Origin of the sequence: Neobacillus piezotolerans, from assembly GCF_003362805.1 — a bacterium.
Taxonomy (GTDB): Bacteria; Bacillota; Bacilli; order Bacillales; family Cytobacillaceae; genus Bacillus_D; species Bacillus_D piezotolerans.
The window spans coordinates 741,147-754,611 of sequence record NZ_QNQT01000001.1; the positions used below are offsets into that span (position 1 = coordinate 741,147).

16 protein-coding genes are annotated in these 13,465 nt (G+C 40.0%); all 16 read left to right on the forward strand.

Annotated features, from left to right (window positions below):
* Nucleotides 1-249: 249 nt before the first annotated feature.
* Nucleotides 250-1,203, forward strand: a complete 954-nt coding sequence (gene miaA, locus DRW41_RS03480; RefSeq protein ID WP_115450552.1) for a tRNA (adenosine(37)-N6)-dimethylallyltransferase MiaA — start codon at nucleotides 250-252, stop codon at nucleotides 1,201-1,203.
* Between the two features lie 29 nt (nucleotides 1,204-1,232).
* Nucleotides 1,233-1,469, forward strand: a complete 237-nt coding sequence (gene hfq / locus DRW41_RS03485; RefSeq protein WP_053366255.1) for an RNA chaperone Hfq — start codon at nucleotides 1,233-1,235, stop codon at nucleotides 1,467-1,469.
* Between the two features lie 349 nt (nucleotides 1,470-1,818).
* Nucleotides 1,819-2,118: a hypothetical protein gene (locus tag DRW41_RS03490; RefSeq protein WP_115450553.1), complete on the forward strand. Its 300-nt coding sequence runs from the start codon at nucleotides 1,819-1,821 to the stop codon at nucleotides 2,116-2,118.
* 353 nt (nucleotides 2,119-2,471) lie between these two features.
* The gene (gene spoVK / locus DRW41_RS03495) at nucleotides 2,472-3,419 is read left to right on the forward strand and encodes a stage V sporulation protein K (protein ID WP_115450554.1); all 948 of its coding nucleotides are present in this window, start codon (nucleotides 2,472-2,474) and stop codon (nucleotides 3,417-3,419) included.
* Nucleotides 3,420-3,586: 167 nt separating this feature from the next.
* Entirely contained in the window at nucleotides 3,587-3,820 is a 234-nt protein-coding gene (locus DRW41_RS03500; RefSeq protein ID WP_115450555.1) for a glutaredoxin family protein, read from the forward strand.
* A gap of 1,052 nt (nucleotides 3,821-4,872) precedes the next feature.
* Nucleotides 4,873-6,132 (forward strand): GTPase HflX, encoded by a 1,260-nt coding sequence (hflX, locus tag DRW41_RS03505; RefSeq protein ID WP_115450556.1) that lies wholly within the window; start codon nucleotides 4,873-4,875, stop codon nucleotides 6,130-6,132.
* Between the two features lie 14 nt (nucleotides 6,133-6,146).
* The gene (locus tag DRW41_RS03510; protein ID WP_115450557.1) at nucleotides 6,147-7,409 is read left to right on the forward strand and encodes a methionine gamma-lyase family protein; all 1,263 of its coding nucleotides are present in this window, start codon (nucleotides 6,147-6,149) and stop codon (nucleotides 7,407-7,409) included.
* A gap of 317 nt (nucleotides 7,410-7,726) precedes the next feature.
* Complete coding sequence (locus DRW41_RS03515; protein WP_115450558.1) at nucleotides 7,727-8,467, forward strand: DUF4230 domain-containing protein; 741 nt, start codon at nucleotides 7,727-7,729, stop codon at nucleotides 8,465-8,467.
* 393 nt (nucleotides 8,468-8,860) lie between these two features.
* On the forward strand, nucleotides 8,861-9,142 hold the full coding sequence (locus tag DRW41_RS03520) for a hypothetical protein (protein WP_115450559.1): 282 nt from the start codon (nucleotides 8,861-8,863) through the stop codon (nucleotides 9,140-9,142).
* 203 nt (nucleotides 9,143-9,345) lie between these two features.
* Nucleotides 9,346-9,525, forward strand: coding sequence for a hypothetical protein (locus tag DRW41_RS03525; protein ID WP_115450560.1), 180 nt, complete (start codon nucleotides 9,346-9,348; stop codon nucleotides 9,523-9,525).
* Nucleotides 9,526-9,677: 152 nt separating this feature from the next.
* Entirely contained in the window at nucleotides 9,678-10,052 is a 375-nt protein-coding gene (locus DRW41_RS03530; RefSeq protein ID WP_115450561.1) for a VOC family protein, read from the forward strand.
* 175 nt (nucleotides 10,053-10,227) lie between these two features.
* A complete protein-coding gene (locus tag DRW41_RS03535) occupies nucleotides 10,228-10,650 on the forward strand; it encodes a hypothetical protein (RefSeq protein WP_115450562.1) in 423 nt (140 codons plus the stop codon).
* A 180-nt stretch (nucleotides 10,651-10,830) separates the two neighbouring features.
* The gene (locus tag DRW41_RS03540) at nucleotides 10,831-11,544 is read left to right on the forward strand and encodes a hypothetical protein (protein WP_115450563.1); all 714 of its coding nucleotides are present in this window, start codon (nucleotides 10,831-10,833) and stop codon (nucleotides 11,542-11,544) included.
* 206 nt (nucleotides 11,545-11,750) lie between these two features.
* On the forward strand, nucleotides 11,751-12,053 hold the full coding sequence (locus tag DRW41_RS03550; protein WP_115450565.1) for a hypothetical protein: 303 nt from the start codon (nucleotides 11,751-11,753) through the stop codon (nucleotides 12,051-12,053).
* A gap of 92 nt (nucleotides 12,054-12,145) precedes the next feature.
* Nucleotides 12,146-12,547, forward strand: coding sequence for a hypothetical protein (locus DRW41_RS03555; RefSeq protein ID WP_115450566.1), 402 nt, complete (start codon nucleotides 12,146-12,148; stop codon nucleotides 12,545-12,547).
* Nucleotides 12,548-12,747: 200 nt separating this feature from the next.
* Nucleotides 12,748-13,275, forward strand: a complete 528-nt coding sequence (locus tag DRW41_RS03560; RefSeq protein WP_115450567.1) for a GNAT family N-acetyltransferase — start codon at nucleotides 12,748-12,750, stop codon at nucleotides 13,273-13,275.
* The last annotated feature ends 190 nt before the right edge of the window (nucleotides 13,276-13,465 follow it).

Consider the following 13,465-nt stretch of genomic DNA (forward strand, 5'->3'; position numbering starts at 1 on the left):
CATAGTGTAAACTCCCTCACAAGATAGACTTCTATTAGACTAGCATTGCTTTGGGGGTAAGCGGAGGAATGTAATGCATTCGTTATCGAATTGTAAAGAAACATGTAAAATTATGCAAGGCAGCCAATTAGGTTAGAATAAGTTTGGAAAAGAACGTCGATACTTGAACGGTATTTGCTCCGGTTTTGTACTCAAGCTTTCATTGTGTATAATAAGGGCATCCAGTATGAGAGGGCAGTGTGAAGCAATTTGGAAAGCTTGCAAAAACTAGTGGTCATTGTCGGCCCCACGGCGGTCGGAAAAACGAGGCTGGGAGTTGAAATGGCGAAACACTTCAATGGCGAGGTGATAAGCGGGGACTCAATGCAAATCTACCGCGGGATGGATATCGGGACGGCAAAGGTCACCGAAGAGGAAATGGAAGGCATTCCCCACCATCTCATCGATATAAAAAATCCGGAAGAGGGTTTCTCGGTCGCCGAGTTCAAAAGCCTTGTCAGGGAAAAAATTGACGAGATCACGTCCAAGGGAAAACTCCCGATTGTTGTTGGTGGAACCGGCCTTTATATCCAGTCCGTCTTGTATGACTACCAATTCTCCGAAGCGCCGGCCGACGAGGAATTTCGCGCAAGCCTCGAAAAAAAGGCGGAAGAAGAGGGAAACGAGGCTGTGCACCGGGAACTGGCGGAGCTGGATCCGGAAGCGGCGGAACAGCTGCACCCGAACAATGTCAGAAGGGTCATAAGAGCGCTTGAAATCGTCAAGTCAACCGGGATGCCGCTCGCCGAAAACCAGAAATCGACCAATCCGGAGCTTCTGTACAACGCCGCAATCGTCGGCCTAACGATGGACCGGGAGTTACTATACGAACGGATTAATAGGCGGGTCGATAAAATGGTCAAGGAAGGGCTTCTAAATGAAGTGAAGAAATTTTACGATCAGGGCCTTCGAGAGTGCCAGTCAATCCAGGCAATCGGCTATAAAGAGTTTTATTGCTATTTTGACGGGAACACCACTCTGGAGGAATCGATCGATACACTGAAACAAAATACGAGAAGGTATGCCAAAAGGCAGCTTACGTGGTTTCGAAACAAGATGGACGTGGAATGGTATGATATGTCAGATACGGACGCCTTTCCAAAAATAATTCCCGAAATATTCATGTATGTGGAAGGAAAGCTTGAACTTAAATCGAATACATAAAATGTAGAGATAATAGAGGAGGATTTTAAATGAAAACAGCCATCAATATCCAGGACCAATTTTTGAACCAGCTTCGCAAGGATAACACGAACGTTACCGTATTCCTTTTGAACGGTTTCCAGCTAAGGGGCCAAATCAAGGGATTTGATAACTTCACCGTATTGTTCGAATCCGAAGGGAAGCAGCAGCTTGTCTACAAGCATGCCATTTCAACGTTCGCTCCTGCCCGCAATGTCCAGCTAGACCTTGAAGGCCAGGGGCAATAAGGACGGCTAATTTTAATATGAACAAGGTCCGGTTGAATCCAGCCGGGCCTTTTTTCGTTCGTTTATGTGGAATAGACGCTTGGGCTGCAATAAATTCGGAGATTTTGGGGTGGAAAGCCTATGCTAATTTTCGATACCTTTTTCTTTGGAAGAAACAAATCAAAAAATCAGCAAATCAAAGTTTATTGTCGCAACTAAAATATCCCCATTAGTTTATCGGGATTGTGTTAATATTTAGTAAAAAGTCATTTGGTTTTCCTGACCTGTTTTTTCCTAGAATGTTAATTGTAAAAACTCGATAACAACAATTCTGTTTTTCGGTAAGTATATAGTGAATTGGAGGGATTGTATGAAAACCAGGAAACGATGGGTATTTGGAATTGCAATTATTTTTGTTCTGCTCGTCCTTGCGTTTACAAATCCTAATGAAAAAGATTATTATGATTTTACCGAAAAAAAGTATGGAAAATCGCCGGAAGATAGCCTGTATATGTCTGAATTGGAGAGAATAAATTTTTTTGTTTTCTCAACCTATACTCCCATTTTTATAACTGAACATGGAATAACCCACCTTGGTATTATGGGTAAATTCTTTCAGATTTCAGATGGACAATTTGATTATCCTATATGGCTTAGATTGTTTAAATAAAGATGCTTTAGTAAAAGAAAAAAGAAAAGAAACTGCCAAAATGCTGGGTTTACCCAGGCGTTTATTTTTTTCTACCTTTTTTATTCAAGTCATTTTTCGAATGATTCTAGCTATTTTTTCAAACATTCTAGTCATTTTCGAGGTCATTCTAGTTTATCTAAAATTCGGGAAAAGGGAGGCGGTTTAGGAGAATTTGTGGGCCGTTCCCATTCGAAATGCTGTTTTTTGTAAAACTGAAATGTTTTCTCCATGGGCGAATAGGATAGTAAGAAGGATATTGTTTCGAGCCCGTAACTTCCCGGTCCCGGAACATTGCAACAGAGAGATGCAATCGCAATTGAGAGGTGAATGCTTTGGACCAGCCGATGCGCATGAAGGACAATGGCCAAATCAGCATTGTTCTGAATACACAGAAACGAAAACCGGCACCGATGCGGGAGCACGAACCCTCACTGCCCAAGGCGGTACAGAAAATAGAGCACGCGGCATTGAAGGAAATCGAAGAAGAGCTCGGCGCACTTGTCGGAATGGAAGAGATGAAAAAAACGATCAAAGAAATTTATGCCTGGATATATATCAACAAAAAGAGGGAAGAAGCCGGCCTAAAGGCGAAGAAGCAGGCGCTCCATATGATGTTCAAGGGAAACCCCGGAACTGGGAAGACGACTGTCGCAAGGCTGATTGGCAAGCTTTTTTTAAAAATGAATGTCCTCTCAAAAGGGCATTTAATCGAGGCGGAGCGGGCGGATTTGGTTGGGGAGTATATCGGCCATACCGCACAGAAGACACGTGACCTCGTCAAAAAAGCAATGGGCGGGATCCTGTTCATTGATGAAGCCTACTCGCTCGGGAGGGGCGGGGAAAAGGATTTTGGGAAGGAAGCGATCGATACGCTTGTCAAGCATATGGAAGATAAGCAGCATGAATTCATTCTTATCCTCGCGGGCTATTCAAGGGAAATGGAGTACTTCCTGTCGCTAAATCCCGGCCTCCATTCCAGGTTTCCGCTCGTAATCGATTTTCCCGATTATAAAATCGACCAGCTCATGGACATTGCCGGGAGGATGGTAAAGGAAAGGGAATATTCGCTTAGCCACGAGGCGGAAAAGAAATTGAGGGAGCATTTGATCTGGATCAGGTCGGTCCTGTCGCCAAACAGCTTTTCGAATGGCCGCTATATCCGAAACATCATCGAAAAATCGATCCGCGCCCAGGCAATGAGGCTCCTCATGCAAAACAGCTACGACCGTCATGACCTCATGACCATCCGAAGCAACGACCTTGTTTTCGAAGAAGATTAACTTGACCCACTTAGGGGTCTTTTTTTTGTGTAAAACCGTAAAAAAAGGGAATGACAATACTGTATCCTTTTTTGCAGATGATTGATTAGAGCAGAATCTTTGACAGCAAAAATGGAAATCGGCCATAATACCTGCAAGGGTATAAAAATGATGAGGAGGCATTAAAAATGAACGAGATTACAGTTTACTCCACCAACACTTGACCGTACTGCACAATGATGAAAAACTTCCTTGAGGCTCAAGGATTGGACTATAACGAAGTGAATGTACAAAACGACCGCGCCGCCGCGGAAAAACTGGTGAACGAAACCGGACAAATGGGCGTGCCGCAAACAAAAGTCAACGGGCACTGGGTGCTTGGATTTGATCCTGAAACATTAATGCAATACGTGAAAGAATAAAGAGGCCGCGGCCTCTTTTTTTATGCCGGCCAGGAGGTCAGAGAACCCGGGAGGCGCCACTTCACGATGGATGAGTTACAACGTCCTGACAAAAAACCGGGGAATGTCATGAAAACTACATTTTCGTGACAGTCGAATGCAAAAAACCATCGGAATGTCACGCAACCCCCATTTGAGTGACATTCGAATGCAAAAATTCAATTGGAATGTCACGCAACCCCCACTTGAGTGACATTCGAATGCAAAAATTCAATTGGAATGTCACGTAACCCCCACTTGAGTGACATTTGAACGCAAAAATCCAAATAAAATGTCACGCAACCCCCATTTGAGTGACATTCGAATACAAAAATCCAAATGAAATGTCACGCAACCCCCATTTGAGTGACAATCGAATGCAAAAATCCAAATAAAATGTCACGCAACCCCCATTTGAGTGACATTCGAATGCAAAAATCCAATTGAAATGTCACGCAACCCCCATTTGAGTGACATTCGAATGCAAAAATCCAATTGGAATGTCACGCAACCCCCACTTGAGTGACATTCGAATGCAAAAATTCAATTGGAATGTCACGTAACCCCCACTTGAGTGACATTTGAACGCAAAAATCCAAATAAAATGTCACGCAACCCCCATTTGAGTGACATTCGAATACAAAAATCCAAATGAAATGTCACGCAACCCCCATTTGAGTGACAATCGAATGCAAAAATCCAAATAAAATGTCACGCAACCCCCATTTGAGTGACATTCGAATGCAAAAAACCAATCGAAATGTCACGCAACCCCCATTTGAGTGACATTCATATTCAAAAATCCAAACGAAATGTCACGCAACCCCCATTTGAGTGACATTCGAATGCAAAAACCAATTGAAATGTCACTCAACACCATATGATGAACATCCATTCAATTTCCAAAAACCTTATCCCTAGAGACTAGTAAAAACCCCTTTATGCATTCCCTCTCGCATACCAAGATAGAGAAATCGCCAAAGTTTTGTTATTATGGGGAAAAGAAAAAGATAATGGTGAAGGAAGTGTGGCGCATGGAAGTAAAGATGGAAAAAGAAAAAGCTATCCTAGTCGGCTGCCAGACCACCGCAGATGATGACCTGCGTTTTCAATATTCGATGGAAGAGCTTGTATCTCTTACCGAAACTGCGAAAGGGGAAGTGCTCATTTCAGTTGTCCAAAAGCGCGAGCGGATTCACCCCGCAACCTATATTGGAAAAGGAAAAGTGGAGGAGCTGAAGGGGCTTGTCGGGCAGCTTGAAGCTGATATTGTCATTTTCAATGATGAGCTTTCTCCAAGCCAGAAGCGGAACCTTGGCCCGGCACTCGATGCCAGGATAATCGATAGGACTCAGTTGATTCTTGATATCTTCGCCCAGAGGGCCCGTTCTAAAGAAGGGAAGCTGCAGGTTGAGCTCGCCCAATTGCAATACATACTGCCAAGGCTCGCCGGCCAGGGGACGGAGCTCTCCAGGCTTGGGGGCGGAATCGGCACAAGGGGTCCCGGTGAAACAAAGCTTGAATCGGACCGGAGGCATATCCGCAGGAGAATCGATGAAATCAAGCAGCAGCTTGCAATCATCGTCCAGCACAGGGATAGGTACCGGGAACGCCGGAAAAAGAACAAAGCATTCCAAATCGCGATTGCCGGCTATACGAATGCCGGGAAATCTACATTGTTCAACAGGCTGTCGGAAGCGGACTCTTACGAGGAAAATCAGCTTTTCGCGACACTGGACCCAATGACGAGGAAAATGATTTTGCCAAGCGGCTTTATTTGCCTGATTACCGATACGGTTGGCTTCATCCAGGATTTGCCGACCTCCCTGATCGCGGCTTTCCGTTCCACGCTTGAAGAAGTGAGGGAAGCCGATTTGATCCTCCATGTTGTGGATATGTCGAACCCGGATTATTTCCACCATGAAAAAACTGTCAATAGGCTGCTTGAAGAGCTTGATGTGAAAGACATCCCGCAGCTGACGGTCTACAACAAGCGAGACATCCAGCATCCGGATTTTGTTCCGACAGCTGATACTCCGACAGCGTTCATATCGGCTTTTGACAAAGAGGACCGCGACGCATTGAAAAAGAAAATCGAAGAAACTGCCATCGCGATGATGGAGCCTTATAATGTCCTCGTACCCGCGAATGAAGGAAAGCTGTTATCCATGCTGAAAAATGAAACGGTCCTTAGGGAGCTATCTTTTCAGGAAAATGAACAGGTGTATAGTTGCAAAGGCTATACACTTAGGGACCACCAGGTTGCGGGGCAACTGCAAAAATTCACAGTATAGATTGGAGCAACATGATGTTTAAGCAATTGAAGAACGGTGAACAACTAAGCCTGGCCGCGCGGGAGGTGGAAAATCAAATCGCCCCTATTCACAGGGCAATCGATGAAACGATCGAAGCGAATCAATTCAGGGTGCTGCAAAGCTTTCAAAAGCACAAGGTGAGCGATTCGCATTTTATTCCTAGCACCGGCTACGGGTATGACGATACGGGAAGGGATGTGCTCGCAAGCATCTATGCTGAGGTGTTCGGAGCGGAATCAGGGCTTGTGCGCCCGCAGATCATTTCAGGCACCCATGCCATCTCCATTGCCCTGTTCGGGATTTTAAGGCCGGGGGACGAGCTTCTTTACATAACCGGAAAACCGTACGATACACTCGAGGAAATTGTCGGTATCCGTGGAACTGGGAACGGGTCGCTAAAGGAATTCGGGATATCGTACAATAGCGTTTCATTGACGGAAGAAGGCGGCATCGACTGGGGTGGTGTCGCCGCATCGATTAATCCGAATACGAAAATGATCGGTATCCAGCGGTCCAAGGGATATGCGACCAGGCCATCCTTTACAGTTGCCGAAATTGGCGAAATGATCAGGATTGTAAAAGAAATCAAGCCGGACGTTGTTGTCTTTGTCGATAACTGCTATGGCGAGTTTGTTGAATTGGAAGAGCCATGCCACGCAGGCGCCGACTTGATGGCTGGCTCCCTCATAAAAAACCCAGGGGGCGGAATTGCCAAAACAGGCGGCTATATCGTTGGCAAGCAGGAATATGTCGACGCATGCTCATACCGGATGACATCACCGGGAATCGGGGCCGAAGCTGGCGCCTCGCTTTACAGCCTCCAGGAAATGTACCAGGGATTTTTCCTCGCTCCGCATGTTGTGGGCCAGGCGCTGAAAGGCGCTGTTTTTACGGCGGCGATGCTTGAACGGTTCGGGATGAAATCCTTTCCGAGATGGGACGAAAAAAGGACAGATCTCATCCAGGCTGTCGAATTCAACGACCGCCAGAAGATGGTTTCGTTCTGCCAGGCAATCCAGTTTGCCTCCCCGGTGAACTCGTATGTAACGGCATATCCCGCGTATATGCCTGGATACGAAGATGACGTCATCATGGCGGCGGGCACATTTATCCAGGGAGCGAGCATCGAGCTTACCGCCGATGGGCCGCTGCGTCCCCCTTATGCCGCATACGTACAAGGCGGGCTAACGTATTCCCATGTGAAAATCGCAATCTGCCTCGCGCTTGACCGACTCATTGAAGAAGGATTGGTATAGAAAATTCTCTTTGTTTCGGTTTTCGAGTACAAAAACTTAATTTGCACACAAATGAGCAGTCCAATTCGCAACTGAATTGGACTGCTATTTTTTGTATATATATTAAGGTTTTCTGTGCATTTAACGATGTTTTAGCTCTAAAATTCACCTCCCTTCAAGCAAGCTTAGAAATTAGCCAATTGTTAATGATTGGAAGATTTCGATAGATATTACAAAAAATGTCGAATAGAAGTATAATAGGTTTATGGAAAAATTGTTGGTTTGTGGATTCAAAGTCGCATTTTACTAAATATATGGTTGAAAATGGAGGGTAATGTATGAAGGAAGAAGGCAAAATTTCAAAAAGTGATTTGGATTATATTGCTAATCAGCTTAAGCAAACTCAAAATGAAACAGCTGCCACTATAGCACTGCAACCAGCTAGAGCTGTTCAACGGCAGCAAAAAGTACAATCGGTGAGATCTTCGGTTTTGCCAAGTTTAATAGGGATTGCCGTTAGTCTAGTCATTTTATTAGCAGGGTATGCTTATTTACAAAAAGAAGAAACATTAAAAAGTGCAACTGTCATTAAGAGGATTGAAAAATTAGCTACATTGGCAACAGCAAGAGCACATATGGAAACAACCTTATCTGATAAAGATAATAAATTATTTGGCAAAGACATTCCTTTTGGTTTAGATATTCCCGGGTCAAAAAGGACGTTATTTATGGTCGTTCCTGGAGAAGTGACTGCAGGTGTTGACTTAAAGAATTTGACTAAAAAGGACATTGCTTTGGATACCAAAAAGAAGACGATCCATATCACCTTGCCGCCTGCCACCTTTGTCCAAGCTCCATCTATCGACTCAAAGAACATTTTAAAGTTTTCTGATGAAGGCTTGTTTCGCAGTGAACCAAATTGGGATGAAGGGTTCAAACTAGAAGATATTGCTAAACAAAAAATGGAAAAGGAAGCCAGGCAGAATGGTCTTTTGACAGAAGCTGAAATGAATGCCAGACTTGCCCTCCAAGATATTTTTGAAATCCAAGGTTATTCCGTAACGGTTACTTTCAAATAATTGGATGCAGCTAGGGGAAAGAGTTCAAAATGGATTGCTGCGGCGGTCTTTTTTGCTTATTGTTAGAAGGTGGCAGTTTAGTTGACCAACACTTGTGCACTTTTTACAACGGGGTGTTTAAGGTGCTAAGAGGCTTGAAAAGAGAAATATGTAAACAAGAAGTCATGAGTTAGCTAATTGAAGCCTGTCCGGGAATGGAAAAACGGAGTACTTATGAGATCCAAAAAATAATAATATGTAGGGACGTATAATGCTCATTCCTTTTCTAAAAGAAGGTTGTAAAAAATATACTTCAACAAAATGGTAGCGGTTATCCTGGAAGGATTTCCGCTTTTTTTGTAGAAGTCCTTATTCAACAAACGGTGCAGTTTAAAAAATAAGGAGGGAAATAAAATGAATGCTATTTTTCGTTGGATCGTTTTTATTTTTCTTGCTTTCATTACCGTTTTGATGGTCAATAAAGGATTAGATTTATGGTCTCTTGGTACAAATGTGGATGGTGATGGCATTGGAGTATACTTTTTAGGATTAGAAATAAATGACCGAGTGCCAGAAGCAAATATTCCTAGCTATGCAATTGGTTTTTTTGTTGCAAGTTTTATTAATTTGTTGATTGCCCTTGCACTAGTGGTAAAAACTTTTTTGAAGTTTAGAGGTAACACAACAGCAAGTTAAGTGGTTGAATATACAACTAACTGGTACGAGTGCGGCCGAGCCTTGGTCGCTCCCTTCTATTCGACTGATCCAGGGAGGATTAACCGCCCTTTTTGCTGAAATCCTTATTGAACAAACGGTCGGCATTCCTGTAATAAGGATAAAATAAAAATGGCTGTAATTCACCTTATGGAATATAATGTAAGGGAGAGGGGTGTTTTTATTTGGCTGTAATTTGGTTTTTTATTATTCTAATTCTCGGCATTTTGGGATTTGCATTAATAATCGACTTGAAACGAAAGAAAAACAATAATAACCCTCATATTCCAACCAATCCAAACGCTAAGCCAGGGGATAGTTCAAATTATATAATGGGCGATTATAAAGACACCGGAGGATTTTAATAATCCTTTGTAACTACCTAAAGTGATTCTTCAATAGTGGAGGATCGCTTTCTTTTTGAAGTAACGTGAAGGTTAGTTCAATGAATCGGAAGGAGAAAGGGATATAAAAAGGGAATTACTTGATATACCATTCTAAATAGGAGAGATATTTTATGAGTAAATCATTTATTGAAGCAGTACATTATATTAGAATTCCCGTAAAAGATTTAGAGCAGTCTGCACAATGGTATAGAGATATATTAGGGCTTCAATTATTAACCATTACTGAGGATCCATTTGCCATTATAAAAGTTAATGATGGCCCTTTTTTACTTATCCTAGTACCTACTGATGATGATACATTTGCACATTTTACAATTGGTAATGTCCCAGCGTTTAGCATTGGTTTTACCAGTCCAGAATTATCTAAATTTCATACACACCTTATTGAAAATGGTGTTAAGGTTGAGAATATAAAAGAGGATAATGGACATGCCTATTTCCACTTTTTTGATTTAAATGGTAATAAACTTCAAGTGCACTGGTAAGAAAAGTATATATAAATGTAATTTAATAAGTCTTACTTAAAAATCGGCATTCTTTTTTCAAGGAATGCTTTTTTCTTGTTGAAATAAATCGGCAGTAATTTTCAAAAAGAATACTGCGATATTCTTCATGCTAATACGTCTAATAATCACCAGAGTGTTTTTTGGAGGTGGTCTTATGAGGAAATATTTTTTTCTAATTTTATTGTTGGGCAATCTATTTATGCTGTCTGCTTGTGCTGGTAAGGAAACACAAACAACTGGTACGAAAACACAAACATTAGAAGAATTTTATATGGCTGAAAAAGTTGAAAATGTAGATAAAATAATTATTCAAGATGGTACAACTGGAAACTCAGAATCTATAACTGAGCAGGAGCAAATAAATGAATTTCTTTCTCTAATAAAAAATATCGAATTTACTCAAGAAGACAATCAAGAAAAACGTAAAGGATGGCGGTATGGTATTAGTCTTTTTGATGGTAAAAAAGAATTTAAATTTACATTAAGTAAAATTGATAACATTTATTACCAGTCGGTCCCAGATATATATCCGATTGTAGATGACTACTACAAAAAGCTTAGCGTTAGCAAAAAATAGATTTCGAACAACAAAAGAGGGGTTGTTAGTCTGTAATTAATCTTCAGCTCTGTTTGTTGAATTCCTTTTTGTTCTAAAGGGAGGTAAGTGTAAGAACGTATAAATTTAAATTGATAGAATACCAACCGATATATGCAACTTATTTTTGAGATAAGAGCCTAATAACTAGGGGGTGTTATGATGACTATTTTTAAGAATATGATATTAATTTCAATATTCGCTTTGCTGCTATCTTCTTGCAGTAACTTCACTTCTCTTAAAGGGTGTCCTGATGCAGAAATTGAATGGGTGGATATGTTGATGATTGATGATATAAAATACGAGCATCATTTTCCAGAGCCAGCGGATGAAAATCTTCCTATAACGATTGAAAAAGGTAGAGAACTTGGTAAAGTGACATATAAAATGGCGGACAATGCATGTAGTAATCACAAGATGCAAAATGGTGATGCGGCATATTTAAAAGAAGGAACAACCATTTATGAAATAAAAGGATATCCAACTTCCTTGATTGTTGCTGCAAATGATGTTGTATATGTAGCCAACACAAATAAAAAGGCGAAAACTGCAGGAGAACTTTACCCTATGGATAAGTTGGTGAAGAACATCTATATTGAAAGTACCGATGATGGAAAAAGAATGCATACTTTCTCACAGTCTTCCAAGGATAAGTTCCTAACCGAATTTTATGAGTTAAAATTAGAAGATGTACAGTCATTGATTGATGTAGGCAAGTTAGAAGGCAATCGTATATTTTTGGAGATTGAACTTAATAATGGCGTTTCATTTAGGCAACTTTATTGGGGCGATTCTAATACATTCCATAATGGAGCAATTGGAAACGATGAAATAAAGGAAGTTATTAACCATGAAGTATCAAATCTAAAGAAGTAATAAAAATTGCTACTATCACAAGTTGAAGAAGTTGCTATTTATCATATCGAGCTAGCAGAAGTGGTTGTTCAACTAGACAGTCGCTTCCTATTGCTTACTGTAACAGGTGTGTTAAACCATGAAGGAATAGCCGCCTTTTTGTTGAATTTCTTTATTAAGCAAACGGAGCAGGTTTATTTAAGTTCAACTATATTGAGAGGTATCAAATGGAAAGTTCTAAGTTGATTCCTTTAGCAACCATTAATGACGAATATAAGGTATGGGCAGGTACAAGGGTTAGATTGTACAATGTTGGTTTAAATATTGAGGAGAAAAAAGATGATTACTATGAATACTTAGTTTCATTTATATACGGCAATGAGAATTTTTTACAGCTAACTAATTTATCACTAGGAGAAGCGGGGAATATATTGTGTGTGTTGGAAAAGGATTTTCCAAATCAATATGCTTTAGATAAAAACTTAAAGTATATGATGGGTTTGGAAAATACCTTTATCCTTATTGACTAACACTCAATAACTACTTTTCTTATTGAGGGAGTTTAGTTTGACAAGGAATAACCTTTTATTTGGTTTTAATACTATTTTTTTGGGGGGGAAAAATGAACGTTTTTAAAAGGAAGAAATCACGGACCTTTTATATTGTGGGGGGAATCGTTACTTTGCTTTTAGTTATTAGCTTTATGGGTTATTCTTGGGTCACTAATTCAAAACCTACAATTAATGATTTTGTAGCATTTATGGAAGAAAGATACGGTATTGAATGTAAGGATTCTGAGTGTACTGAATTTGCTATTGAGGTTACGGAAAATGGTCATACCAAATCTATTTCAATGCGTTCACATAGCGGGAGGACGTCAAGAAGATCAACTTCTGTAGAGATTGAAAAAAATTATTTTAGTGTTCCTGGATCAAATTACTTTTTAAAAATAGAGCTAAAAGGTGCTTTAGGAAAGTATACAGTTATTAAAGAAGAAGATAATGTTTTTCAGTATATTAAATAACCAATTAGAAGAACCGACCAAAATACCAGTAGGTTTATTTTTCCACTCTATTTTTATTAACACTCTTCTTCACAAACGGGTGCGTTGATTCACGAAGGATTAATGCACTTTTTTAAAAGTTATTAAACCAACAAAGCTGAATTGTTAGATAAGGAAGGATTATAATTATTAGTATGATATCAAAAGGTGTGAAATAAAAGATGAATATAAAATATGAAATTTTACCGATTGAAAAAGCTTACTTTTGTAAAGAGTTGTGTAATGAACTTATGGTTTTTCAAAAATCAAAGGCAAAAATTACCCCTGAATTGTTTGATGACATGAATTTTGAGACAAGGATGCTTCCTTCTATAAAAAGTGCTATAGACAATCAAATCGTGGTTGTAAGAGATGGTGCCAAAATGGTGGGTTATGTTTATTCAAATATCTCTCCTAAGGAAGCCTACTCAAATGATTTCGCAACTTTTTTTGACCTTTCTTCAGTGAATAGAAACAATGTAGGGTGTTTATCTCAGTTTTATATAAAAGAAGAATATAGAAAATATGGAATTGGTTCAGTTCTCTTTGATATGTCAATGAAATGGTTGAACCAATTTGATGATATAGAGGATTATTTTATTTTTGTTTCAAATGGTAATGATGCATTAGAATTTTATAAACGTAAAGGTTTTGCTGTAAGCCACAATATTTTGAATGGGTTTATAACTGTTTTACGAAACAAAAGATAATCAGATAGATAATTGTGAATGTGAAGAATTAGACTTAAACTAACTCAGCTAATGCTAAATTATGTAAAAAATGATCAGAATAGCTCCAACCGTTTTTTACGCTAATTTACTTTCCAAAACATCTGCTATTTCTTTTGGATTTAATAGGTAAATATTAATGTAAATTTCAATTTCGCACTTCAAAACCCAC